This window comes from Streptomyces sp. NPDC088733 (assembly GCF_044751185.1).
Taxonomy (GTDB): domain Bacteria; phylum Actinomycetota; class Actinomycetes; order Streptomycetales; family Streptomycetaceae; genus Actinacidiphila.
In genome coordinates, this window is the sequence record NZ_JBIVLH010000001.1 from 463,792 (window position 1) to 489,520 (window position 25,729).

At 69.9% G+C, this 25,729-nt stretch carries 18 protein-coding genes; 7 read left to right on the top strand and 11 right to left on the bottom strand.

The features are described from left to right. Positions 1 to 48: 48 nt before the first annotated feature. From ACIP64_RS02120 to ACIP64_RS02130, 3 genes are read left to right on the top strand one after another with little or no spacing between them, the layout of a single operon-like run. On the top strand, positions 49 to 1,014 hold the full coding sequence (locus tag ACIP64_RS02120; protein ID WP_401580698.1) for an ABC transporter permease: 966 nt from the start codon (positions 49 to 51) through the stop codon (positions 1,012 to 1,014). Beyond that, positions 1,011 to 3,083 (top strand): dipeptide ABC transporter ATP-binding protein, encoded by a 2,073-nt coding sequence (locus ACIP64_RS02125; protein ID WP_401580700.1) that lies wholly within the window; start codon positions 1,011 to 1,013, stop codon positions 3,081 to 3,083. Before ACIP64_RS02120 ends, ACIP64_RS02125 begins: the two co-directional genes overlap by 4 nt. Positions 3,084 to 3,121: 38 nt before the next feature. Continuing rightward, entirely contained in the window at positions 3,122 to 4,819 is a 1,698-nt protein-coding gene (locus tag ACIP64_RS02130) for an ABC transporter family substrate-binding protein (RefSeq protein ID WP_401580702.1), read from the top strand. A 302-nt stretch (positions 4,820 to 5,121) separates the two neighbouring features. Here ACIP64_RS02130 and ACIP64_RS02135 read toward each other — a convergent pair whose 3' ends face one another. The 9 genes from ACIP64_RS02135 to ACIP64_RS02175 form a co-directional block, all read right to left on the bottom strand. After that, positions 5,122 to 6,225 carry an ABC transporter ATP-binding protein gene (locus ACIP64_RS02135; protein WP_401580704.1) on the bottom strand — a complete coding sequence of 368 codons (1,104 nt, stop codon included), beginning with the start codon at positions 6,223 to 6,225 and terminating at the stop codon, positions 5,122 to 5,124. Next, the gene (locus ACIP64_RS02140; RefSeq protein ID WP_401580705.1) at positions 6,218 to 7,276 is read right to left on the bottom strand and encodes an ABC transporter ATP-binding protein; all 1,059 of its coding nucleotides are present in this window, start codon (positions 7,274 to 7,276) and stop codon (positions 6,218 to 6,220) included. The genes ACIP64_RS02135 and ACIP64_RS02140 overlap by 8 nt, the downstream gene beginning before the upstream one ends. 11 nt (positions 7,277 to 7,287) lie before the next feature. After that, positions 7,288 to 8,229, bottom strand: a complete 942-nt coding sequence (locus tag ACIP64_RS02145) for an ABC transporter permease (protein ID WP_401580706.1) — start codon at positions 8,227 to 8,229, stop codon at positions 7,288 to 7,290. After that, on the bottom strand, positions 8,222 to 9,148 hold the full coding sequence (locus tag ACIP64_RS02150; RefSeq protein WP_401580707.1) for an ABC transporter permease: 927 nt from the start codon (positions 9,146 to 9,148) through the stop codon (positions 8,222 to 8,224). Before ACIP64_RS02150 ends, ACIP64_RS02145 begins: the two co-directional genes overlap by 8 nt. A gap of 155 nt (positions 9,149 to 9,303) precedes the next feature. Next, complete coding sequence (locus ACIP64_RS02155) at positions 9,304 to 10,923, bottom strand: ABC transporter substrate-binding protein (RefSeq protein ID WP_401580709.1); 1,620 nt, start codon at positions 10,921 to 10,923, stop codon at positions 9,304 to 9,306. Between the two features lie 617 nt (positions 10,924 to 11,540). Further along, positions 11,541 to 13,436 (bottom strand): translational GTPase TypA, encoded by a 1,896-nt coding sequence (typA, locus tag ACIP64_RS02160; protein ID WP_360914996.1) that lies wholly within the window; start codon positions 13,434 to 13,436, stop codon positions 11,541 to 11,543. A 162-nt stretch (positions 13,437 to 13,598) separates the two neighbouring features. After that, on the bottom strand, positions 13,599 to 13,907 hold the full coding sequence (locus tag ACIP64_RS02165) for a helix-turn-helix domain-containing protein (RefSeq protein ID WP_401580711.1): 309 nt from the start codon (positions 13,905 to 13,907) through the stop codon (positions 13,599 to 13,601). Next, positions 13,904 to 14,242, bottom strand: a complete 339-nt coding sequence (locus tag ACIP64_RS02170; RefSeq protein WP_401580713.1) for a type II toxin-antitoxin system RelE/ParE family toxin — start codon at positions 14,240 to 14,242, stop codon at positions 13,904 to 13,906. The genes ACIP64_RS02165 and ACIP64_RS02170 overlap by 4 nt, the downstream gene beginning before the upstream one ends. Positions 14,243 to 14,326: 84 nt before the next feature. After that, complete coding sequence (locus tag ACIP64_RS02175; protein WP_401580715.1) at positions 14,327 to 16,063, bottom strand: ABC transporter family substrate-binding protein; 1,737 nt, start codon at positions 16,061 to 16,063, stop codon at positions 14,327 to 14,329. Between the two features lie 278 nt (positions 16,064 to 16,341). On the opposite strand from ACIP64_RS02175, the gene ACIP64_RS02180 reads away from it, so the two are divergent. Genes ACIP64_RS02180 through ACIP64_RS02195 form a run of 4 tightly spaced genes read left to right on the top strand, consistent with a single transcriptional unit; the run spans position 16,342 to position 20,180 of the window. Next, positions 16,342 to 16,635: a hypothetical protein gene (locus tag ACIP64_RS02180; RefSeq protein ID WP_401580716.1), complete on the top strand. Its 294-nt coding sequence runs from the start codon at positions 16,342 to 16,344 to the stop codon at positions 16,633 to 16,635. 10 nt (positions 16,636 to 16,645) lie between these two features. Beyond that, positions 16,646 to 17,497, top strand: a complete 852-nt coding sequence (locus ACIP64_RS02185) for a hypothetical protein (RefSeq protein WP_401580718.1) — start codon at positions 16,646 to 16,648, stop codon at positions 17,495 to 17,497. Beyond that, a complete protein-coding gene (locus ACIP64_RS02190) occupies positions 17,497 to 19,410 on the top strand; it encodes a fumarate reductase/succinate dehydrogenase flavoprotein subunit (protein WP_401580720.1) in 1,914 nt (637 codons plus the stop codon). Before ACIP64_RS02185 ends, ACIP64_RS02190 begins: the two co-directional genes overlap by 1 nt. Continuing rightward, positions 19,407 to 20,180, top strand: coding sequence for a succinate dehydrogenase/fumarate reductase iron-sulfur subunit (locus ACIP64_RS02195; RefSeq protein WP_401580722.1), 774 nt, complete (start codon positions 19,407 to 19,409; stop codon positions 20,178 to 20,180). The genes ACIP64_RS02190 and ACIP64_RS02195 overlap by 4 nt, the downstream gene beginning before the upstream one ends. Before the next feature lie 54 nt (positions 20,181 to 20,234). Here ACIP64_RS02195 and ACIP64_RS02200 read toward each other — a convergent pair whose 3' ends face one another. Together ACIP64_RS02200 and ACIP64_RS02205 are read right to left on the bottom strand one after the other, a co-directional pair. Next, positions 20,235 to 22,853, bottom strand: a complete 2,619-nt coding sequence (locus ACIP64_RS02200) for a SpoIIE family protein phosphatase (protein ID WP_401580724.1) — start codon at positions 22,851 to 22,853, stop codon at positions 20,235 to 20,237. Between the two features lie 146 nt (positions 22,854 to 22,999). Further along, positions 23,000 to 25,645: a SpoIIE family protein phosphatase gene (locus ACIP64_RS02205; RefSeq protein ID WP_401580726.1), complete on the bottom strand. Its 2,646-nt coding sequence runs from the start codon at positions 25,643 to 25,645 to the stop codon at positions 23,000 to 23,002. Between the last annotated feature and the right edge of the window lie 84 nt (positions 25,646 to 25,729).

The window sequence follows — 25,729 nt, forward strand, 5'->3', positions numbered from 1 at the left end:
CACCGCGCCTCCGTCGCCCTGATCCCGCGTCACCAGGAGCCCTCTCTCATGGCCGTCCAGACCCCCTCCGTCCAGCCCGCCACCCTCCCCGCCCCGCCGGCCCGGCGCCGCAGCGGCGGACGGCTGCGGCTCACCGCCGTCCGCTTCGCCCGCAACCGCCTGGCGCTGTTCGGGCTGTGCATGCTCTTCGTGCTCTTCGTCCTGGCCTACGGCTCCCCGCTGTTCTACAAGTGGAGCTACACGGAGCTGGACTTCACCGCGTTCCAGAAGCCGCCCTCGGGAGCCCACTGGTTCGGCACCGACCAGACCGGTACCGACCTGTTCGCCATGACCATGCGCGGCCTGCAGAAGTCCCTGGTCATCGGCATCCTGACCGGCATCATCTGCACGTTCTTCGCCGCCGCGGTCGGGGCGAGCGCGGGCTACTTCGGCAGCTGGACCGACCGTTCCTTGATGTGGGTGGTCGACCTGCTGCTGGTGATGCCCAGCTTCCTGATCATCGCGGTGCTCTCCCCGCTCTTCCAGGGCACCACCTGGCTGGTGTTCGTGCTCCTGCTGGCGCTGTTCAGCTGGATGATCACCGGCCGGGTCATCCGCAGCATGACGCTGACACTGAAGGACCGCGAGTTCGTCAAGGCCGCCAAGTACATGGGCGTCCCGGCACCGGTCATCATCTTCCGGCACATCCTGCCGTCGATGGCCTCGATGCTGATCATCGACGGCACGATCCAGGTCGGTGCCGCGATCATCGGCGAGAGCAGCCTGTCGTACTTCGGCTTCGGCGTGCAGGCCCCCGACATCTCGCTCGGCACCCTCATCGCCACCGGCACCCCCGCCGCCCCCGCCTTCCCGTGGCTGTTCTACTTCCCGGCCGGCTGCCTGGTGCTGATCTGCCTGTCGATCGCCTTCATCGGCGACGGCCTGCGGGACGCCCTCGACCCCAACTCCGCCGGTGCCAAGGCCCGCGCCCCCCGCACGCTCAAGAGCACGTCCAAGGAAGGACGCACGTCGTGACCGAGATCCCCGCCCTGGAGGTCACCGACCTCCACGTCTCCTTCCCGAGCGAGGCCGGGCCGGTCGGGGCCGTACGCGGCGTCTCCTTCTCGGTGCGGCGCGGCGAAGTCCTCGGCATCGTCGGCGAGTCGGGTTCCGGCAAGTCCGTCTCCTCCCTGGCCGTCCTCGGCCTCCTGCCGGACACCGCCGACGTCAAGGGCTCGGTGAAGCTGCACGGCCGTGAGCTGCTGGAGCTGGACGACCGGGAGATGACGAAGATCCGCGGCAAGGACATCGCGATGGTCTTCCAGGACCCGCTGTCCGCGCTGACCCCGGTCTACTCCGTCGGCGACCAGATCGTCGAGGCCCTGCGCATCCACCAGGACCTGGACAAGGACGCCGCCCGCAAGCGCGCGGTCGAACTGCTGGACCTGGTCGGCATCCCCGACCCGCAGCGGCGCGCCGACGCCTTCCCGCACGAGTTCTCCGGCGGCATGCGCCAGCGGGCGATGATCGCGATGGCGATCGCCAACGACCCCGAGGTGATCATCGCCGACGAGCCGACGACCGCCCTGGACGTCACCATCCAGGCGCAGATCCTGGACGTGCTGAAGAAGGCCCAGGAGGTCACCGGCGCCGCCATCGTCATCATCACCCACGACCTCGGCGTGGTGGCCGGCTTCGCCGACCGGGTCCAGGTGATGTACGCGGGCCGCCCGGTGGAGACCGGCCCCGTCGACGACGTCTACTACGCGCCCCGCATGCCGTACACCATCGGCCTGCTGGGCTCGATCCCGCGGCTGGACGACGGCGGCCGGCACGCCCTGACCCCCATCGACGGCAACCCGCCGTCGATGGTCGCCCTGCCGACGGGCTGCCCCTTCGCCGCCCGCTGCCCCGTGGCGATCGACGTGTGCCGCCGGACCGAGCCGGAGCTGACGGTGCGCGAGGGCGGCAACCACCCCACCGCCTGCCACCGCAGTCACGAGCTGGAGGACGGCGGCTCCCTGGACCCGGCCACCGTCTACCCGGTGCCGGAACTGCCCCCGCCGCCGCCGGCCGCGGACGTGCCCCGCGACCTGCGCGACACCGTGCTGGAGGTACGCGGGCTGGTCAAGCACTTCCCGCTGATGCACGGCGCCGTCATCAAGCGCCGGGTCGGCGAGGTGCGGGCCGTCGACGGCATCACCTTCGACATCCGCGAGGGCGAGACCCTCGGCCTGGTCGGCGAGTCCGGCTGCGGCAAGACCACCACGCTGCTGGAGATCCTCGACCTGCCGTCGGGCCAGTCCGGCGCCGTCACGGTCTTCGGCAAGGACATCCGGGGCCTGGGGCGCGCCGACCGCAAGGCGCTGCGCCGCGACCTCCAGGTGGTCTTCCAGGACCCGATGGCGGCCCTCGACCCGCGCATGCCGGTCGGGGACATCCTCGCCGAGCCCATGAAGACCCACGGCTGGTCCCGGGACCGCATCGCCGCCCGCGTGCCCGAACTGCTGTCGCAGGTCGGCCTCGACCCGGACCACGTGGACCGCTTCCCCGCCGAGTTCTCCGGCGGCCAGCGGCAGCGCATCAGCATCGCCCGCGCCCTGGCCCTGGAGCCCAAGCTGGTCGTCCTGGACGAACCGGTCTCCGCCCTGGACGTCTCCATCCAGGCCGGTGTGCTCAACCTGCTGGACGAGCTCAAGTCGCGGCTGGGGCTCAGCTATCTGTTCGTCGCGCACGACCTGTCCGTCGTACGGCACATCGCCGACCGGATCGCCGTGATGTACCTGGGCCGGATCGTCGAGATCGGCTCCGCGGAGGCCGTCTTCGACGCCCCTTCGCACCCGTACACCCAGGCCCTGCTGTCGGCGGTCCCCCTGCCCGACCCCCGCAAGGAACGGATGCGCAAGCGCGTCCTGCTCTCCGGCGACCTGCCCAGTCCCACCGATGTGCCCACCGGCTGCCGCTTCCGCAACCGGTGCCCGAAGTTCGCCTCCCTCGACGAGGTCCAGCGCGGCCGCTGCCGCGACGAGGACCCGTCACCCTCCGCCCTGGCGGGCGACCACAACGCGGCCTGCCACTACGCCGCCGCGGTCACTGTCGTCTGACCCCCTTGTTGTCCCAACCCGTTAGAGGAGAGAGTCCGTTGAACAGAACCCGTACTTCCGCGGTCATGGTCGCGCTGGCCACCGCCGGCGCGCTGGTGCTCACCGCGTGCGGCGGCGACAGCGGCGGTGACGACGCCGCGGCCAAGAAGAACTCGGTGCCCAAGTCCAGCGCCAACAACATCAAGGCCACCGACCGCGACCAGCTGAAGGAGGGCGGCACCCTCAACTGGCCGGTCGCGGAGATCGCCGAGAACTTCAACTACAACGAGATCGACGGCACGCTCGCGGACGGCTTCGACGTCGAGCGCTCCCTGATCCCGATCACGATGCTGTCGGACGCGACGGGCACCGTGACGCCGAACCCGGACTACCTGACCTCGGCGAAGGTCGACGACAGCTCCGGCAAGCAGGTCGTCACCTACGAGATCAACCCCAAGGCCAAGTGGTCCGACGGCACGGCCATGTCCTGGAAGGACTACGAGGCCAGCTGGAAGGCGCTGAACGGCAAGGACGCCAAGTACAAGATCTCCTCCAGCACCGGCTACGAGCTGATCAGCAGCGTCGCGAAGGGCAAGACCGACCAGGAGGTCGTGGTCACCTTCGACAGCCCCTTCGGTGACTGGAAGAGCCTGTTCAGCCCGCTCTACCCGGCCTCGGTCATCGGCACCCCGGACGGCTTCAACACCGGTTACCTCGGCAAGATCCCGGTCACCGCCGGCCCGTTCAAGTTCCAGGGCATCGACAAGACCACCAAGACCCTCACCGTCGTCCGCGACGACAAGTGGTGGGGCAACAAGGCCATACTGGACAAGATCATCTTCCGGGCCCTGGACGCCGACGCCCAGGCCGGCGCCTTCGCCAACGGCGAGATCGGCTTCTTCAACGTGGGCCCCGACTCGGCCGCGTACAAGCAGGCCAAGGAGGTCACGAACGCCGAGATCCGCAAGGCGGCCGGCCCCAACTACCGCCACATCACCTTCAACGGCGCGCACGACAACCTCAAGGACGTCAAGGTGCGGCAGGCCATCATGTCGGCCCTCAACCGCGACGCCATCGCCCAGTCCGACCTCCAGGGACTGGACTGGGACCCCAAGCCGCTGAACAACCACTTCTTCGTCACCAACCAGAAGGGGTACAAGGACAACGCGACCGGCATCGGCGTCTTCGACCAGGCCAAGGCCAAGAGCCTGCTGGACGAGGCCGGCTGGAAGCAGGACGGCGAGTTCCGCACCAAGGGCGGCAAGACCCTGGAGCTGGACTTCGTCATCCCGGCGAACGTCGCCACCTCCGCCAACGAGGGCAAGCTGATGCAGCCCATGCTCAAGGCGGTCGGCATCAAGCTGAACATCAAGACCGTCCCGATCCAGGACTTCTTCGACAAGTACGTCAACACCGGCAGCTTCGACCTGACGGCCTTCTCCTGGCTGGGCACCGCCTTCCCGGTGTCGTCGACCAAGTCGATCTACGCCAAGCCCGTCGGTGACAACATCCAGCAGAACTACACCGGTGTCGGCAGCGACGAGCTCGACGCGGCCATGAACAAGGCGGCGGCGGACACCGACGCGGCCCAGGCCATCACCGACGCCAACGCCGCGGACGTGCTGATCTGGCAGCAGGCCAACCTGCTGCCGCTGTACCAGCGCCCCGACATCTACGCCGTCCAGAAGAACCTGGCGAACATCGGCGCCTACGGCTTCCAGGACCTGCGCTACGAGAACATCGGCTACACCAAGTAAGTCCCGCCGGCTCCGCCCCGCCACCGCACCCCGCGGCGGCGGGGCGGAGCCGTTCCCGGGGGCACCCTGCGGCGCCGCGCGGTCCGTCACACGGGCTGGATCCGCACCTCCGCGCCGGAGGCGCCCAGGTGCCCTCCCTGACGGTCGCGTCGTCCAGGGCAACCACGGGCCGCCGTGAGCCGTTCCGCCACACCTGGACCAGGACCGGCACCGGGGCCCTCGGCGTTCCCGGGCCCATGCGCGAACGCGGAAGGGCGCCCACGCGATGATCGCGTGGGCGCCCTTCGGGGGCTGGGCCGGGATCAGACCGTCGCGTTGACGACGTCCTTCTCCTCGGCGAAGTGGCACGCCGAGTCGTGCGCGGCCGGGGTCTCGGAGTTCTTGAAACGCTCCGGGATCGCCAGCAGCGGCTCCTCGGTGGCGCACTTGTCCTGCGCCTTCCAGCAGCGGGTGCGGAAGCGGCAGCCCGACGGCGGGTTGGCCGGGGACGGCACGTCGCCGGTGAGGATGATGCGCTCGCGGTGCTCGCGGGCCTCCGGGTCCGGCACGGGCACCGCCGACAGCAGGGCCTGCGTGTACGGGTGGGTGGGGTGCTCGTAGATCTCGGTGTCGGTACCGATCTCGGCCATCCTGCCCAGGTACATCACGCCGACGCGGTCGGAGATGTGCCGGACGATGGACAGGTCGTGCGCGATGAAGATGTAGGACAGGTTGAACTCGTCCTGGAGGTTCTCCATCAGGTTGATGACCTGCGCCTGCACGGACACGTCCAGCGCCGAGACGGGCTCGTCGCAGATGATGATCTCCGGGTTGAGCGCCAGGCCGCGGGCGATGCCGATGCGCTGCCGCTGGCCGCCGGAGAACTGGTGCGGGTACCGGTTGATGTACTCCGGGTTGAGACCGACGACGTCCAGCAGCTCCTGCACCTTGCGGCGCCGGTCGCCCTTCGGGGCCACCTCGGGGTGGATGTCGAAGGGCTCGCCGATGATGTCGCCGACCGTCATGCGCGGGTTCAGCGAGGTGTACGGGTCCTGGAAGACCATCTGGATGTTCCGGCGGACGGCCTTGAGCGCCCGTCCGGACAGCCGGGTGATGTCCTGGCCCTTGTAGAAGACCTCGCCGGCGGTGGCGCGCTCCAGGTTCATCAGCAGCTTGGCGACCGTGGACTTGCCGCAGCCGGACTCGCCGACGATGCCCAGGGTCTCGCCCTGGTACAGGTCGAAGGAGACGCCGTCGACGGCCTTGACGGCGCCGACCTGCTTCTTGAACAGGATGCCCTGGGTCAGCGGGAAGTGCTTGACCAGGTTGCGCACCTGCAGGATCGGTTCGCCGCGCTCGACCGGCTTGGCGATCGCGGCCTCGACGACCTCGGCTGCCGCCTCATCGTTCGTGGGGAGCTCAGCCATGGATCGTCTCCTTCCAGAAGTGGCACGCGCTGCCGCGGCCCGGCAGCTCGCCACCGTCCCGCTCGGTGACCGGGACGAGCCTGGGCACCTCGGTGCGGCAGATGTCCTGCGCCATCTCGCAGCGCGGGTTGAACGCGCAGCCGGTCGGGATGCGCAGGAGGTTGGGCGGCAGGCCCTTGATCGCGTAGAGCTCCTGGCCCTTCTGGTCCAGGCGCGGGATCGACGCCAGCAGGCCCTTGGTGTAAGGGTGGGCCGGACGCTTGTAGATCTCGTGGACGGGGGCGGTCTCCACGATGCGCCCCGCGTACATCACGGCGATCTTGTCCGCGACGTCGGCGACCACGCCGAGGTCGTGGGTGATCAGGATCAGGCCCATGTTGAACTCGCGCTGGAGCTCCGCGAGGAGCTCCATGACCTGTGCCTGGACGGTGACGTCCAGGGCGGTGGTCGGCTCGTCCGCGATGATCAGGTCGGGCTCCAGTGCCAGCGCCATGGCGATCATGATGCGCTGACGCATACCGCCGGAGAACTGGTGCGGGTAGTCGCCCACCCGCTGCTTCGCCGCGGGGATGCGGACCCGGTCCATCAGCTCGATGGCCTTGGCCTTGGCGTCCTTGCGGGACATGCCCTGGTGCACCCGGAACATCTCGCCCAGCTGGTAGCCGACGCTCAGCACCGGGTTCAGCGAGGACAGGGCGTCCTGGAAGATCATGGCGATCTTGCGACCGCGGATCTTGCGGCGCTCCTCCGAGGACATCTTGAGCATGTCCTTGCCCTGGAAGAGGATCTCGCCCTGCGGGATCCTGCCGGGCGGCATGTCGAGGATGCCCATGATGGCCTGCGCGGTCACGGACTTGCCCGAACCGGACTCGCCCAGCACCGCAAGGGTCTCGCCCGGCTCGACGGTGTAGTTCACACCGTTGACGGCCTTGGCGACGCCGTCCCGGGTGTGGAACTCCACGTGCAGGTCTCGGACCTCCAGCAGGGGAACACCCGTGCCGTCGGCGCGCCGGGGGGCCGGCACGCCCTCCGTCATATCCATGGTGGTCATGTACGCCCTCCTCAGCGCAGTTTGGGGTCGAAGGCGTCGCGGACCGCGTCGCCGAGCATGATGAACGCCAGCACCGTGAGGCTGAGCGCACCGGCCGGGAAGAGCAGGGCGTGCGGGGCGGTCAGGAACCGGTCCTGCACGTCGCTGATCATCAGACCCCAGGAGATGTTCGGCGACTGGATGCCGATACCGAGGTAGGACAGCGCGGCCTCCGCGGCGATGTACACACCGAGGTTCATCGTCGTGATGACGATCACCGGCGCCAGCGCGTTCGGCAGGATGTGCCGGAACGCGATGCGCTTGCTGTCCGCGCCCAGCGCCTTCGCCGCCATGACGTAGTCGTTGTGCTTGTTGGAGATCACCTCGCCACGCATGATGCGGAACACCTGGGGCCAGCCCAGGATCGCCAGCACCAGCGAGACCGTCCACACGTTGCCGGTGTTGAACATCGACATGATCAGCAGCGCGCCGACGATCAGCGGCAGGGCGAAGAAGACCTCGGTGACCCGGGACAGGACGTTGTCGAGCCAGCCGCCGCGCAGACCGGCGATCATGCCGAGCACACAGCCGACCAGCGAGGTCAGCAGGGTGGTCACCACACCGACGATGATCGAGTTCCGGGTGCCCCAGACCGTGCGGGTGTAGATGTCACAGCCCTGGAGGTCGTAGCCGAACAGGTGGCCCGAGGAGGGCCGGTCCAGCGAGTGCTCCAGCTGGCAGAAACCGTCGACGAACGGACTGCGGGAGGTGAAGACGCCAGGCGCGACCGCGAGCGCCAGCAGAAGCAGGATGATCACGCCCGAGACGATGAACATCGGATTGCGGCGCAGGTCGGTCCAGCCGTCCTTGAGCAGGCTGGCCGCGCGGGCCGGCTTCTCCTCGGCAGCCGTCACCGGCTCGCCGGGCATCCCGTCCTTGGCCGGGATGGACTTCTCGATGGTGTTCTCACTCATAGCGGATCCTCGGGTCGAGCACGGCGTAGAGAACGTCTACGACGAGGTTGGCCACCAGGTAGATCAGGACGAGCAGGGTGACGATCCCGACCACCACCGGACGCTCGCGCAGGTACACCGACTGCGCCAGCTGCTGGCCGATGCCCGGCAGGTTGAAGATTCTCTCCGTGATGATCGCACCACCCATCAGCGCGCCCAGGTCCATGCCCAGGAACGTGACGACGGGGATCAGGGAGTTGCGCAGGGCGTGCAGCCCGATCACCCGACGGTACGGCAGGCCCTTGGCGACCGCGGTACGCACGTAGTCGGCACGGATGGACTCCATCATGCTGGCCCGGGTCAGACGGGTGATGTACGCCATCGACGTGGACGCGAGCACGAGGCCCGGCAGGATGAAGCTGGTGGGCCAGCCGTCGTCGGTACCGGCAACCGGGACGATGCCCAGGTTGACGCCGAGCTCCAGCTGGAGCACGTTGCCGAGCACGAAGACCGGGATCGAGATCAGCAGCAGGGTGCTGACCAGGACCAGCTGGTCCAGGAACTTGCCCTTGCGCAGCGCCGAGAGCACACCCGCCAGGATGCCGATGACGGCCTCGATGACGAAGGCGGTGATCGCCAGCTGCGCCGTCACCGGGAAGCGCTGGGAGACGATCTCGGAGATCGGGCGCCCGGTGTACGTGGTGCCCAGATCCCCGGTGAACACCCCCTTGATGTAGTACCAGTACTGCACGTACCAGGGATCGTTGAGGTGGTACTGGTCTCTGAGGATCGCGGCGATGTTGGGATCGGCTCGCTTCTCGCCTGCAAGCGCCTGGATCGGGTCGCCGTGCAGGGCGAAGACCAGGACATAGATGATCAACGTGACGCCTATCAGTACAGGTATCGCCTGCAAGATACGGCGCGCGACGTATCGGCCCATTGGTTCTCCAGAAGGGGGTGCTGACCCGCCTGCCGCCGGAGGGCTGGGAGGGGGCGGCGGGGCGGACGCGGACGGCAGACAGGGTGGGCAGGGGAAACCATCAGGCCTCCCCTAACCCACCCCATGTCAGCCCGTTACTTCAAGGGCGTACTCGCTCAGGCGAGCTTGACGGTGTCCCACAGGACGTTGCCGCCGGCGATCTTCAGGGCCGAGAGCTTGTCGCTGTAGCCCGCGTTCAGCTTGTAGAAGTAGACCGGGATGTACGGCATCTCGTTGAGGAGGATGTCGTCGGCAGCCTGGTACTGCTTCTGCGCGTCCGCGTCGGTCGCCGCCTGGTCACCGTCGGCGAGCAGCTTCTCGAACTGCGGGTTGGTGTAGCCCGCGTAGTTGGAGCCGTTGGCGATGGCGTCCTTCGAGAAGATCGGACGGAGGTAGTTCTCCATGTTCGGGTAGTCCATGTTCCAGCCCATACGGAAGGCGCCCTGGTACTTCTTGGCGTCCAGGTCGTTCAGGATGGTCTGGAACTGCTCGAACGGCTTCGCCGTGACCTTGATGCCCAGGTTGGTCTGGATCTCGTTGGCGACAGCCTCGATCCACGCCTTGTGGTCACCGTCGGCGTTGTAGCCGAGCTCCAGCGTGTTGCCCGGGAGGCCGCCGCTCTTCTTGTAGAGCTCCTTGGCCTCGGTCGGGTTCAGGGTGCACGCGTCGCCGCAGGCGCCCTGGCGGTAACCCGGGATGATCGGGCTGATGAAGTCGTCAGCCGGCATACGGGCGCCGAGGAAGATCTTGTCCGCGATGGTCTTGCGGTCGATCGACATCGAGATGGCCTTGCGGAGGTCCGCGTTCTGGAAGGCCTTGTTGTACTTCAGCGGGAAGCCGATGTAGCCCACGCCGGAGTCGGACTCGTCGATCGCGCGGTCGCCGAGGTCCTTCTTGTAGGTGGCCAGACCGGAGGTCGGGATCGAGTCGTCGATGTCGAGGTTGCCCGCGACCAGGTCCTTGTAGGACGTGTCGGAGTCCGAGTAGACCTTGAAGTTGATGCCCTTGACCTCGTACTGCGAGGCCTCGGGGAACTTGTCGTACTTGACGACGCTGATCGACTCGTTGTGCTTGACCTTGCCCTTCATCATGTAAGGGCCGTTGCCGATCGGGGCCTCGCCGAAGCCCTTGGGGTCCTTGAAGAAGGCCTTCGGCAGCGGGTCGAAGCCGTTGAAGGACAGCTGCGCCTTGAACGCCGAGAACGGCGCGGTCAGCGTGACCTTCAGGGTCGAGTCGTCGACCGCCTGGAGACCGGACAGCTTGTCGGTCGCCGGCTTCTTGCCCTCGCCCGGGTTCAGGTCCGCGTAGCCCTGGATGTGCGAGAACAGCGCGTTGGTCTGCTGCGCGTTGTCCTGGTTGGCGCCGTAGTTCCAGGCGTCGACGTAGGACTGGGCGGTCACCTTCTCACCGTTGTGGAAGGTGTAGCCCGGCTTGAGCTTGATCGTCCAGACCTTGGAGTCCGTCGTCTCTATGGACTGGGCCATGTCGTCGACGATCTTGTTGTCGGCGTCGAGCTTGGTGAGACCGACGAAGAGGGCGTGAACAACCTCGCCACCCTCGGTCTCGTAGGTGTTCGAGGGGACGAGACCGTTCTGCGGCTCGCCAATCTCCATCGACACAATGCCGTCAGACTTGCTGCCACCACCGGCATTGTCCTTGCCACCGCCGCAAGCAGTTGCGGCCATGGCGACGATGATCGCGCCTGCGACCCAAGTGGCGCTCTTGGCACCGCGCATGGGTTTGCCTCCTCAGGAGTCACTGTCCGTACGTGAAAGGCGCCGGACCCCACTGACACCCCTGACAGTGGACTACCGGCTACCTGTGCTCGTGAGTCGGCGCTCCCCATAAGCGCTTGGACCCATTGACCCGAGCTCAACGGCTCCAACTATCGGTCACGTTGGGCCTACGAACCACACACTTACGATCTCGTTTTGGTCACAACCGGTCCAAAACAGTTTCGCAATTCGGACATTTGGATTGTAGACAGACACCGACGAAACGGACTTGTAACACAAGTATCGGTGAACACTGTCCGGTATTCGGACGTCTGAAACTGAAAAACACTTGCCTCAAAGCGCGTGGATCCACGCGAATCTACGGCGCTGACGGACCGCCAGGGAACGTGCTGTCGCGGCCGCGCCACTGGCGTAACCGCGACACTTCGCCCCGGTCCACGAGGCCCGCCGCGACCGGCGGTTGCCGACGGTGACATCGGTCACAGCAACCGCCCGTGAGGGCCCGGTCCGTGGCCCGCCTCACATGCGCGGACCGCCCCGTCACGGTGCCGTCACGCAAAGGCACCGGCCCTGGCCGCCCGTGGGAACGGGAGCAGGACCGGTGCCCCTGGTGCATGTCAGCGCTTGGCGCGGGAGGCGGTGCGGCCGCGCTCCTTCTGGTCCAGCACGACCTTGCGGATGCGGACCGTCTCCGGGGTCACCTCGACGCACTCGTCGTCGCGGCAGAACTCCAGCGACTGCTCCAGGGAGAGCTTGCGCGGCGGCACGATCGCCTCGAAGGAGTCGGCGGAGGAGGAGCGCATGTTGGTGAGCTTCTTCTCCTTGGTGATGTTCACGTCCATGTCGTCGGCGCGGGAGTTCTCGCCGACGATCATGCCCTCGTACACCTCGGTGCCCGGGTCGGTGAACAGCACGCCGCGCTCCTGGAGGTTCGTCATCGCGAAGGCGGTGACGGCACCGGCGCGGTCGGCGACCAGCGAACCGTTGTTACGGGTGACCAGCTGGCCGAACCACGGCTCGTGGCCCTCGTGGATCGAGTGGGCGATGCCCGTGCCGCGCGTACCGGTCAGGAACTCGGTACGGAAGCCGATCAGACCGCGGGAGGGGACGACGAACTCCATGCGGACCCAGCCGGAGCCGTGGTTCGACATGTTGTCCATCCGGCCCTTGCGGGTGCCCATGAGCTGCGTCACGGCGCCCATGTGCTCCTCGGGCACGTCGATGGTGATGCGCTCGACCGGCTCGTGGACCTTGCCCTCGACCTCGCGGGTGACCACCTGCGGCTTGCCGATGGTCAGCTCGAAGCCCTCACGGCGCATCTGCTCGACCAGGATGGCGAGCGCGAGCTCACCTCGGCCCTGCACCTCCCACGCGTCCGGACGCTCGGTGTCCAGCACCCGGAGGGAGACGTTGCCGATCAGCTCGCGGTCAAGACGGTCCTTGACCTGGCGAGCGGTGACCTTGCGGTCCTTGACCGCGGACTTGACGGCGCCCTTGCCGCCGGGGCCGCGACCGACCAGCGGGGAGGTGTTGGTGCCGATGGTCATGGAGATCGCGGGCTCGTCCACCGTGATCAGCGGCAGCGCGACCGGGTTCTCCGGGTCGGCCAGGGTCTCGCCGATGGTGATGTCCGGGATGCCGGCGACGGCGCAGATGTCACCGGGGCCGGCCTTCTCGGCGGGCTTGCGGGTGAGCGCCTCGGTCATCAGCAGCTCGGTGATGCGCACGTTCTGGATCGAGCCGTCGCGCTTGATCCACGCGACCGTCTGGCCCTTCGTGAGCTCGCCCTGCTCGACGCGGAGCAGCGCGATACGGCCGAGGAAGTTGTCGGCGTCGAGGTTGGTGACGTGCGCCTGGAGCGGCGCGGCCTCGTCGTAGGAGGGGGCAGGCACGTGCTCCAGCAGCGTGGAGAAGAACGGCTCCAGGCTGTCGCTGTCCGCGGGGACGGTGCCGTTCTCCGGCTTGGTGAGCGAGGCCACACCGTCGCGCGCGCACGCGTAGACGATCGGGAACTCGATCTGGTCCTCGTCCGCGTCCAGGTCCAGGAACAGGTCGTACGTCTCGTTGACGACCTCGTCGATCCGGGAGTCCGGGCGGTCGGTCTTGTTGATGCAGAGGATGACCGGCAGCTTGGCCGCCAGCGCCTTGCGGAGCACGAAGCGGGTCTGCGGCAGCGGGCCCTCGGAGGCGTCCACCAGCAGCACGACCGCGTCGACCATCGACAGGCCGCGCTCGACCTCGCCACCGAAGTCGGCGTGGCCGGGGGTGTCGATGATGTTGATCGTGATGGGGTCGCCACCACCCTTGGGGTGGTACTTCACGGCCGTGTTCTTCGCGAGGATCGTGATGCCCTTCTCGCGCTCCAGGTCGTTGGAGTCCATCATCCGGTCGTCCAGATGCTGGTGCGCGGCGAAGGCTCCGGCCTGCTTGAGCATGGCGTCGACCAGCGTCGTCTTGCCGTGGTCGACGTGGGCGACGATGGCGACATTACGAATGTCGTTGCGCGTGGGCATACTGCGGCGCTTCTCCCGGGTTGGTGGGTGTGGCGGCATACCCTCGTCGGCACACCTGCCGCCGGGCGAGTCGAGCCACGGCCTCACCCCATGGTACGGGGCCCGAACGGTAACGCCCGCCCGGGCATGATCGCCCGCCCCCGGGCCGTCCCCAGGTGCCTTTCAGGCGGTCGCGGTGTGCGGGATGAGCTCGACGCGCAGATCGAGGCCGAGCGCCCGCGCCAGGCGATCGAGCACCGGCAGAGTCGGCACGGTGCCGCCCGCTTCGAACCGGGCCACGGCCGACTGTGTGAGATTCGACCGGCGGCCGAGTTCGGACTGCGAGATACCCAGCTCCAGGCGCCGCTCCCGCACGGCAGTACCCAGTTCGAAGCGCAGGCGCGCAGCCGTGTACTCCTCTTCCATTTCCGGCGTGACGGCCCGTGCCTGCCGCGCCCCGGCGAGCGTCGTACGCCCCGACTCAGCGCTCACAGCTCCTCCTCGTGGTCGGCGGTGTGACCTTCATCCACGCAGCGTTGCAGAGCCCGCCGGGCTCGGTTCACCTCGTCTGTCTCGCGCATCCTCGTCTTGACGAACACGGTCAGCATGATGATCCGGCGCTTCTCCGCGATCCAGTACGTGATCCGGACCTGGCGCTCGCCACAGTAGAACCGCAGCTCGCGAAGTTTCCCGTCCAGCTGCCGCGTATACGGCTCGCCGAGCAGAACTCCCCGTTCCTCCAGAAGATCCAGGTGCATCAGAGCCTGAGCCCAGCGCCTGTCGTCGAGAGCCGCGAGCCACTGCGCGACCTCCGGTTCGAGTTCCACGCTACCCCAAGCCATAGCACGAACGCTATGACTCGGGGGGACTCGACGAGGGCGTGATCCGGAGTGGTCACCCGAACGGGAAGGTCATTTCTTGAAGCCGATGTCCTGGAAGCGCGGGGTCGCGAAGCCGAAGGCGCCCGCGTTGCGGACGGAGGAGCGCAGGGCGACCAGTTCGGGGCGCTGGAAGAGGGGGAGGGAGCCGGCGACGGCCCAGATGCGGGCGTCGGCGCGGGCGGCGAGGTCGCGGGCCCGGGAGGGGTCGAGTTCGCCGGCGGCCTGGTCGAGGAGCTGGTCGATCTGGTCGGTGCCGACCCGGGGGAAGTTCTGCGCGACGACCAGGCTGCCGTCCGGGCCCGCCTCCGGCTTGGCGTAGATGGGCCGGGTGTCGGTGGCCGGGTAGGCCGTGCCGGGCCAGGAGTAGAGGGCCAGGTCGAAGTCGCCGGCGGCGAGGTGGTCGCGCAGGAAGCTCTCGTCGGAGACCTTCTGGATCTCGGTGCGGACGCCGATCCCGGAGAGCATCGCGGCGACGCGGCCGCCGACCGTGTCCAGGGCCTTGTTGGACTCCGGCAGCACGAACCGCAGCGTGAGCGCCTTGCCGTCCTTGCGCAGCACGGTGGTGGAGGGCTCGACGACCGTGACCCGCACCTTGTGCGCGGGTGCCGCGAGGTTGCGCTCGGCGGGACGGGCGGGGGCCAGGGCGGTGCGGCGCCAGCCCGCGTCGGCGAGCAGCGCCTGGGCGGCCTTGGGGTCGGACTCGCCGAGGGCCGCGCTGTGGTCGGCGTACCCGGCCTGGGAAGCGAGCAGCAGGTGGTTGCCGAGCGGTTCGTCGGGCAGGCCGACCGGCTTGAGCACCGCCCGTGCGATCGCCTGGCGGTCGATCGCACGGGCCACCGCGCGCCGGACCCGCTCGTCGGCCAGCGGGCCGTCGGCGCCGTTCAGGGCGAGCTGGGTGTAGGAGGCCGACCGCGTCCGGTAGACGGACACGTTCTTGATCTTCGGGGTGCGGTCGACGTTCGCCAGGTCCAGGCTGCCGTCGGCCAGGCCCGCGGCCCGCAGGTGCGCCGGCACCGCGGTGAGCACCAGCTTGTCGAGTCTCGCCCGGTCACCCCACCAGCGGGGGTTGCGGACCAGGGTGACGTCCTTGCCGGTGACCTTCCGCACCTGGAACGGACCGCCGGAGACCGGCAGCGAGCGCCGGGCGGAGTCGTTGAACGCGGCGGCCGTGCCGGTGACGGACTTGGGGTAGAGCGGGGTGAACAGGGACTGCCAGTCGGCGAAGCGACGGGCGAAGGTGACGCGGACCTCGCCCGGCTCCTTGCCCTGGGCCACCGAGGCGATGCGGTCGTAGCCGGCGTTGCGGGCGGCCCAGTAGGCCTCGTCCTTGCCGCGCAGCGCCTTCCACTGGGCGGCGAAGTCGGCGGTGGACACGGCCCGGCCGTCGCTCCACACCGCCTTCGGATTGAGCTTGTACGACACGACCTGCCGCGGCGCGCGCTCCACGACCTCCGCGGACTGCAGCAGGTCGGTGTCCCGCTGGGGCCGTCCGCTTCCGTCCAGCCGGAACGTCGCGGGGAGCACCGCCGCGGCCACCATGTCGGTGGTGTCGCCGGCCTGGACCTGGAAGGCGTTGAGGGTGGCGGGCGCGGTGTCGACGGCCCAGTGCAGCGTGCCGCCGTCGCGCACGGCGTCGCGCGGCGCGGAGGCGAGGTCGGTCCCGGCGAGCGGGTCCTCGCGGCCCGAGGAGCAGCCGGCGAGCGTCGCCACCGCGAGGGCCAGCGCGGTGGCGAGCGCGGGAGGGGACAGGGGGGCGCTGCGGGCCATCGTTGCGTACCTCCGCGAACCGGGGCCATGACCATCTGGCGTTATTTGCCGCTTATCGCACCTCACTGAAAGCGATCATCGCGCCCCCTCGTGTTCGACACGGCGCACACCTCCCGGCTCCCACCCGCCCGGCCCAACGGGGCGCGCGGCGCCGGGCATACGCCCCCCCCATGAGTGGGAGAATCACGGCAGATCTCTTCCCAAGCGCGACTGTGACGCGCAACACTCGGCAGGCGCCGGCGTCGTGCGCCCGCACCGTGGCGGAGGTGAGGACAGCCATGTCCCTGCAGGACGATCTGACATCGGTACAGCGTCGGCTGGACGAGCTCGGCAGAGCCGTCTCCCGGCTGGAACAGCAGGTCGGCGACAGCCTTGACATGCGGCGCGTGCGCGCCGACACCAAGCACCTGAGCGACGACCTCGCGCTGCTGCGCGACAGTGTCGGCGCCACACACGCGGGCCAGAAGCCGCGCCCGGAGATGGTGACCATCCCCGACACGCCGTACGACCCCTCATTCTGGTCCGGCGCGGAGGACGAAGGGCTGGGGGCGCCGGACCGCCGAGCGCCCTAGGGAGCCACCTTTGGCCACAGATACCGGAACCGCACCCGGAACCGAACCGCCTCCACCCGCACCACCCGCGCGCCACGGTGTCCTTTCCGCCGGGCGCGCCGCCATTCCCGCCCGCCACCTGCGCACCGACCGGTGGTGGCTGCAACCGCTGCTGACCGCGCTGGGCCTGACCGCCTTCGTCGTCTACTCGACGTGGCGCGCCTTCGCCAACGCGCACTACTACGCGGAGCCGTACGTCTCGCCGTTCTACTCCCCCTGCCTGGGATCGAACTGCGTGGACATGCCGCTCGGCGCCCGCTGGCCGCTCTTCGGCGACTGGTGGGGGCTGTCCCCGGCGCTGCTGGTGCTGATCTTCCCGCTGGGCTTCCGGCTGACCTGCTACTACTACCGCAAGGCGTACTACCGGGGCTTCTGGGCCTCGCCGCCCGCCTGCGCGGTGGCCGAGCCGCACACGGGCTACACCGGCGAGACCCGCTTCCCGCTGATCCTGCAGAACATCCACCGGTACTTCTTCTACTTCGCGATCCCGGTGGCCGCGATCCTCAGCTACGACGTCGTCCTGGCCTTCCGGGACGGGCGGGGCGCGTGGGGGCACATGGGGCTCGGCACCCTGGTGCTGCTGGTGAACATCGCCCTGATCTGGGCGTACACCTTCTCCTGCCACTCCTGCCGGCACATCGTCGGCGGGCGGCTGAAGCACTTCTCGCGGCATCCGGTGCGCTACCGCGCGTGGACCTGGGTGGGGCGGCTCAACCGGCACCACATGGGACTCGCCTGGGCCTCGCTGGTGAGCGTGGCGGTGTCCGACTTCTATGTCTACCTGGTCGCCAGTGGCGCGTTCGACGATCCGAGGTTCTTCTGATGGCACAAGTCGAACGGCACACCTACGACGTCGTCGTGGTCGGTGCGGGCGGGGCGGGACTGCGGGCCGCCATCGAGGCGCGCGAGCAGGGCATGCGCACCGCCGTGATCTGCAAGTCGCTCTTCGGCAAGGCGCACACCGTCATGGCCGAGGGCGGCATCGCGGCGAGTATGGCCAACGTCAATCCGCACGACAACTGGCAGGTGCACTTCCGCGACACCATGCGCGGGGGCAAGTTCCTCAACCAGTGGCGGATGGCGGAGCTGCACGCCCGCGAGGCACCGGACCGGGTGTGGGAGCTGGAGACCTGGGGCGCGCTCTTCGACCGCACCAAGGACGGGAGGATCTCCCAGCGCAACTTCGGCGGCCACGAGTACCCGCGGCTGGCGCACGTCGGCGACCGGACCGGCCTGGAGCTGATCCGCACCCTCCAGCAGAAGATCGTCTCGCTGCAGCAGGAGGACCTGGCCGAGTACGGCGACCACGAGGCCCGGCTGAAGGTCTTCCAGGAGTGCACGGTCACCCGGGTGCTCAAGGACGGCGACCGCGTGTCGGGGGTCTTCGGCTACGTGCGGGAGTCCGGGCGCTTCTTCGTGATCGAGTCACCGGCCGTGGTGCTGGCCACCGGCGGCATCGGCAAGTCCTTCAAGGTGACGTCGAACTCCTGGGAGTACACCGGCGACGGGCACGCGCTGGCGCTGCTGGCCGGGGCTCCGCTGATCAACATGGAGTTCGTGCAGTTCCACCCGACCGGCATGGTCTGGCCGCCGTCGGTGAAGGGGATCCTCGTCACCGAGTCGGTGCGCGGCGACGGCGGGGTGCTGCGCAACTCCGACGGCAAGCGGTTCATGTTCGACTACATCCCGGACGTGTTCAAGGAGAAGTACGCGCAGAGCGAGGAGGAGGGCGACCGCTGGTACGAGGACCCGGACAACAACCGGCGCCCGCCCGAGCTGCTGCCCCGCGACGAGGTGGCGCGCGCGATCAACTCCGAGGTCAAGGCCGGCCGCGGCACCCCGCACGGCGGTGTCTTCCTGGACGTCTCCACCCGGCTGCCCGCCGAGGTCATCCGGCGCAAACTGCCCTCCATGCACCACCAGTTCAAGGAGCTGGCGGATGTCGACATCACCGCCGAGGCGATGGAGGTCGGCCCGACCTGCCACTACGTGATGGGCGGCGTGGACGTCGAACCGGACACGACGGCGGCGACCGGGGTGCCGGGGCTGTTCGCGGCCGGTGAGGTCGCGGGCGGCATGCACGGCTCCAACCGGCTCGGCGGCAACTCCCTGTCGGACCTGCTGGTCTTCGGCCGGCGGGCGGGCCTGCACGCGAGCGAGTACGCGTCCGGGCTGGCCGCGGACCGTCCGTCGGTGGCCGAGTGGCAGGTCGACGCCGCCGCGGCGGAGGCGCTGCGCCCGTTCAGCGCGGAGGCCGAGACGGTCGCCGACGAGGTCGCCGAGAACCCGTACGGCCTGCACCAGGAACTGCAGCAGACGATGAACGACCTGGTCGGCATCATCCGCAAGCAGAACGAGATGGAGGAGGCGCTGACCCGGCTGGCGGCCCTGCGGGTGCGGGCGCGGCGGGCCGGTGTCGAGGGGCACCGGCAGTTCAACCCCGGCTGGCACCTGGCGATCGACCTGCGCAACATGCTGCTGGTCAGCGAGTGCGTGGCGCGGGCGGCCCTGCAGCGCACGGAGTCGCGCGGCGGGCACACCCGGGACGACTACCCGGAGATGGACCGCCGCTGGCGCAAGGTCAATCTGGTGTGCCGGCTGGCCGATCCGGCGAACGCCTTCGGCGACGTCTCGGTGGATCGGCGGGAGTCGGTCCCGATCCGTGACGACCTGCTCGCGCTGTTCGAGAAGGACGAGCTGCTGAAGTACCTGACGGACGAGGAGCTGGACCGGTGAGCACGTACTCGGGGCACTTCAGGGTGTGGCGCGGCGACGCCGACGGCGGTGAGCTCAAGGACTACGAGGTCGAGGTGCACGACGGCGAGGTCGTCCTCGACATCATCCACCGCCTGCAGGCCACCCAGGCCGGCGACCTGGCGGTGCGGTGGAACTGCAAGGCGGGCAAGTGCGGTTCGTGCAGCGCGGAGGTCAACGGGCGGCCGCGGCTGATGTGCATGACGCGCATGTCGGTCTTCACCCGCGAGGAGACCGTCACGGTGACCCCGATGCGCACCTTCCCGGTGGTGCGGGACCTGGTGACGGACGTGTCCTTCAACTACGAGAAGGCGCTGGAGGTCCCCTCCTTCGTCCCGCCCAAGGGCGTCGCGCCGGGTGAGTACCGGATGTTCCAGGAGGACGTGGAGCGCTCGCAGGAGTTCCGCAAGTGCATCGAGTGCTTCCTGTGCCAGGACACCTGCCACGTCGTCCGTGACCACGAGGAGAACAAGAAGGCCTTCGCGGGCCCGCGTTTCCTGATGCGGGTGGCCGAGCTGGACATGCACCCGCTGGACGCGGCCGAGGAGTCGGGCCTGGACCGCAAGCGCTCCGCGCAGGAGGACCACGGGCTCGGCTACTGCAACATCACCAAGTGCTGCACCGAGGTGTGTCCCGAGCACATCAAGATCACGGACAACGCGCTCATCCCCCTCAAGGAACGCGCGGTGGACCGCAAGTACGACCCGCTGGTCTGGCTCGGCGACAAGATCCGGCGCCGCAGCAGCAGCTGACCGGCCCGGGCCGGCCCCGCGGGGCCGGCCCGCACGCTCGCACCGGGGCGCTGCTCAGAACAGGCTGAGCAGCGCCTCGATCGTGTCCTCCCCCGAGGTGCCGCCGCCGTCCGCGGGCAGCGCCAGTTCGAACCAGACCGTCTTGCCGCGGTGGGTGCGGCGCGAGCCCCATCGCGTACTGAGCAGCGAGACCAGTTGCAGGCCGCGGCCGCCCTCGTCGGTGGCGCGGGCACGCCGGCGGCGGGGCTGCAGGAGGGCGTCGTCCCAGACCTCGCAGACCAGGGTGCGGTCGCGCAGCAGGCGCAGCCGGATGTCGCCGTGGCCGTGCCGCAGGGCGTTGGTGACCAGTTCGCTGACGAGCAGCTCGGTGGTGTCCACCAGGGCTTCCAGGTCCCACGACAGCAGGCAGTCACGGGCCAGTTCGCGGGCTCTCGCGACCGAGCGGGGGGTCGGCTCCAGCGTCCAGTCGCCGACGGAGTCGGCGGGCAGGCCGTGCACGCGGGCCATCAGCAGGGCGATGTCGTCCTCGCCGTGGGCGGTGTCGAGCCGGGCCAGTATGTGGTCGCAGACGTCCTCCAGAGGGCGCTGGGGGTCGTCCAGGGCCAGCCGGAACGCGCGCAGGCCCTCGTCCAGGGGGTGGCTGCGGGACTCGACCAGGCCGTCGGTGTAGAGGGCCAGCAAGGCGCCGTCCGGGAGGTCGATCTCGACCTCCTCGAAGGGCTCGCCACCGACGCCGAGCGGCATGCCGGTGGGCACCTCCAGCATCATCGCCGGCTCGCCGGGCTCCACGAGGACGGGCGGCAGATGGCCGGCGTTGGCGATGACGACCCGGCGGGTGATCGCGTCGTAGACGGCGTAGACGCAGGTGGCGAGGTAGACCTCGGACAGGTCGGAGGAGTCCGCCTCCTTGCCGTGCCGGCTGGTGCGGCCCTCGCCGCTGCCGCCGAGGCCGCGGGCGACCTCGTCCAGGGCGGTCAGCACGTCGGCGGGCTCGATGTCGAGCAGGGCCAGGGTGCGCACCGCGGTGCGCAGTTCGCCCATGGCGACGGCGGCGCGCAGGCCGCGGCCCATGACATCGCCGACGACGAGCGCGGTGCGGTGGCCGGGCAGTTCGATGACGTCGAACCAGTCGCCGCCGACCTCGGTCTCCATGTTGCCCGGCAGGTAGCGGCAGGCGATGTCCAGCCCGGCGGCCTCGGGGTTGCCGGGGGGCAGCAGGCTGCGCTGGAGGATGAGGGCGCGTTCGTGCTCGCGGCGGTAGAGCCGCGCGTTGTCGATGAAGATCGCGGCGCGGGCGGCCAGTTCCTCGGCGATCATGCGGTCGCGCTCGGAGAACGGCTCGCTGCCCTTGGCGCGGGCGAACTGCACCAGGCCGAGCACGGTGTCGCGGGCGACCACGGGCACCGCCAGGATGGACTGGACGAGCCCGCCGCCCAGTTCGCCGAGTTCGACCTCGGTGTCGCCGCCGTCGCCGGCTATGACCTGGGTCTGCGCGGTGCGCAGGGCGCCCGCCCAGGGCGAGTTGAACGGATAGCGGTGCACGGCGCCGACCGACACCGGGCTGCTGCCGGTGTCGCCGCCCAGCCGGGTCACCGGCGCGTCGGAGACGGCGCTGGCGAAGGCCACCCGGCGGACCTCGCCGCTGCCGTCGGCGGTCCCGACCGGGCCCTCCTCGCCCACCAGGAGCGCCTGGTAGAGGTCGACCGAGGCCAGGTCGCAGAAGTGCGGCACGGCGACGTCGAGCAGCTCGCGCGCGGTGGTCTCCAGGTCCAGGGAGCTGCCGATGCGCCGGCCGGCCTCGTTGAGCAGGGCGAGGTTGCGGCGGGTGTGGGCGGCCTCCCGCTCGGCGCGCTGGCGCCCGGTCACGTCCTGGGCGAGGCCGGCGACGCCGATGGGCCGCCCGCTGCCGCTGTGCAGCCGGTAGAGCGAGATCGCCCAGCGCCGGCGGCTGGTGGTCCCGCCGGCCGCGGGGACCGTACCGACGATCGTCATGTCGAGCACCGGGTTGCCGCTGTCCAGGACCTGCTTGAGCGCGGCGGTCAGCCGGTCGGCCTCGACCCGGGAGAGGAAGTCGTGCGGGCTGCGGCCGTGGTGGCCGCCGGGAGTACGGCCGAAGACGGTGGCGAAGCGCTCGTTGACGCGCAGCAGCCGCAGGTTGGTGTCGAAGAGGATGAAGCCCATCGGCGACTGGCCGAACACCGCCTGGGAGGAGGCGAGATCGGTCTCGATCTGGCGCAGCACCCGCATGTCGACGGCGATGCACAGTGCCCCGCGGGCGTTGGTCTCACCGCGCGAGGGCATGACGTAGACCTCGGCGAGGCCCTCCTGGCCGGCCTTGTCGCGGTAGGGGACGACACCGGTCCACTCGCGGCCGTCGAGGATCTCCGCGACGCGCTCGTGCGCGCGCTCCCGGCGGTCCTCGGGCACGAAGGCGCGGATCGGGTCCTTGCCGAGGGCCTCGGCCGCGGACACCCCGAAGAACTCCTCGGCGCGCTCGCTCCACTGCTCGATCCGCCCGTCGGGGCCGAGGGAGAACGAGGCGACCCGGATGTAGTCGTAGATCGACCCGGGAGGGCTCGACTGCCAGGCGCTCTGCGGCAGGGCCTCAGGGTTCCGGGGCCCAACGGCCCCCGATGGCTCATCGCTCACGCCCGACCCCTCCAGCTCACACATACGGACCGGCTGGTGCCGAGTATTCAGCATTACCCCCGTTTCGCACATGGTCTTGTCGATCACAGCATCATCTCAAGGCGTACCGATCCCGCCGGTGCCCCACTTCAACTACCCTGCTCCAGCGCGTCGAACCGTGCGCGAGGGGGTCATGCCGGTACGGGCAGGGCGAGTTCGAACCAGACGGTCTTCCCCGGCGGCCCGTGGCGCGTCCCCCAGCGCCGGGAGGCGCGGGCCACCAGCTGCAGGCCCCGGCCGCCCTCGTCCTCGGCGCCGGCGGAGCGTTCGCGGGGCGGATCGGGCAGCGGGTCGGAGACCTCGACCAGCAGCGAGCTGCCGCGCACGACGCGGACGCCGATCGGCCCGTGGGCGTGGCGCAGGGAGTTGGTGACGAGTTCGCTGACGAGCAGCGCGGTCACGTCGGTCAGTTCCCGCAGCTCCCACCGCGCCAGGGTGTCCCGTACGAGCGCCCGGGCGTGGCGCACCGCGCTGGGCTCCGCGGCGAAGGTCCAGGAGGCCGTGCTGCCCTCGGGCAGACCGCCGAGGCGGGCCACCAGCAGGGCCACGTCGTCGGGTTCGCGGCCGTGCGCGAGGGTGGCCAGCAGGTCGTCGCAGGTGGCCTCCAGGGAGTGCGGGGGCCGGGCGGCGAGCACCGCGCGCAGCCGCTCCAGGCCGACGTCGATGTCCTCGTCGCGCGCCTCGATCAGGCCGTCGGTGTAGAGCACCAGCACGGCCCCGTCGGGGACGTCGAGTTCCACCGACTCGAACTCCACCCCGCCGACACCGAGCGGCACCCCGGCGGGGATGTCCATCAGCCGCACCTCCTTCACGGGGTCCGCGGGGTCCGCGGGGTCCGTGACCGCCGTGCCGGCCGTCCCCTCCGTACGGCCCGTTCCCGGGACGACCAGGACGGGCGGCGGATGCCCGGCGCGCGCGACGGTCAGCCGCCGCGTGGAGGGGTCGTAGACGGCGTAGACGCATGTCGCCGTCCAGCCCTCCGCGGTGTCCCCGGCCAGGTCGTCCCCGAGGTCGTCGACGCGCCTCAGCAGCTCCTCCGGCGCCATCTCCATCGCCGCCAGGGTGCGCACCGCGGTGCGCAGCCGCCCCATGGTCGCCGCGGCCCGCAGCCCGTGCCCGATGACGTCGCCGACGACCAGCGCCACCCGGCCGCCGGCCAGCGGGATGACGTCGAACCAGTCGCCTCCGGCGGCGGCTCCCGAACTGCCCGGCACGTAGCGGAAGGCGAGTTCGACGCCCGGCGGTTCGGGGACGCTCTGCGGCAGCAGGCTGCGCTGGAGCATCAGCGCGCCCTCGCGCTCGCGGATGTAGAGGCGGGCGTTGTCCAGGGCGGCGGCGGAGCGGTCGGCGAGCTCCGTCGCCAGCGCGAGGTCCTCGGCGTCGAAGGGCTCGCGCCCGCCGGCCCGGCTGACCACCAGCAGGCCCAGCACGATGCCGCGGGCCACCAGCGGGGCCACGATCAGCGAGTGGATGCCGAGGTCGACCGCGGCCTGCACCTTGGGGTCGCCCGGGTAGGTGGTGATCGTGTCGCGCAGTTCCCGCGGGCTCTGCACCAGGGCGGGCCTGCCGGTGTGCAGCACGGCGCCGAAGATCGACGCGCGGTCGACCTGGATCGTCTTGCCGATGCCGAGCATCCGCTCGACGAGCGGCCCCTCCTTGATCGCCCCGATGCCGAGCTGGCGCATCCTCGTGGTCTCGCCGTACGGGGCGCCGGGCAGCTCGCCGCCGTCGGGGACCGCGGTGTGCAGGATGACGCCGCTGTAGTCGCTGAACCGCGGCACCACGGTCTGCGCCAGCTGCTCGGCGATCCGCCGCACGTCCAGGAGGTCCGCCAGCCGCGAGCCGACGTCGTTGAGCAGGGCCAGGCGGCGCCGGGCGCGTTCGATCTTCGCCGCGGAGTGCTGCCGTTCGGTGACGTCCATGACGGTGCAGCTGATGCCCAGCACCCGGCCCGCCCCGTCCTCCAGGCGGTGGTAGGACACCGACCGCCATCCGCCGTCCCGTCCGGGGATGACGACGTCGATGACGGCCCGCCCGGTGGCCAGTACGTGCCGTTGCAGCGCGGCCAGTTCGTCCGCGGCGCCCTTGTGGACGACCTCGTCGACCCGGCGGCCCAAAGTCCGCTCGCGGGGGACGCCGTTCATCCGGGTCAGGGCGTCGTTGACGCGGATGTAGCGCAGGTCGGTGTCGAAGATGGCGACGCCCAGCGGGGAGGAGTCGAAGAGCGGGTCCAGGGCCGCGAGATCGTGCTCCAGGGTGCGGATCCGGCTGGTCTCGGCGACCGAGGCCAGCACGAACTGGCGGCCGTCCCCGTCGACGAGCATCGAGGCCCTGGCCTCCACCTGGACGCTGTGCCCGTCCCGGTGGCGCAGCCACAGGACGCCGTCCCAGCTCCCGGAGCGCAGCAGTTCCTCCAGGATGCCCTCCGCCGGGCCCGGGCCCGGCACCGCGCCGGACCGGGGGGCGCCGCGAGCGGACGGCCGGGCGCCGGCCGCCAGCAGGGTGCCCACCCGGCGGCCCACGATGTGCTCGCCCGCCCAGCCGAGCATCTCCTCCGCGAGCGGGCTCCACAGCAGGACCCGCCCGGAGGTGTCGAGCATGACCACGGCCAGCCGCAGGCTGTCCAGGAGGCCGCCCGCCATGGTGCGCAGGGGTGGCGGCGGCAACGGCGGCGGCAGCGCCCTGGCGGGTCCGAGCCCACGCGCAGTCGCGGCCGCGGGCGGCGCGGGCTCCCGTGCGCCCTCCGCGTCCTGGGTGGAGTCGTCGCTCCCTGTCATGAATGGGGGCCCCAGACCATTGGGGGGTGTCCGGCGGGTGCCCGTCGGAGCGTCCTGGACAGATCAATCAGCCCATACCCGGTA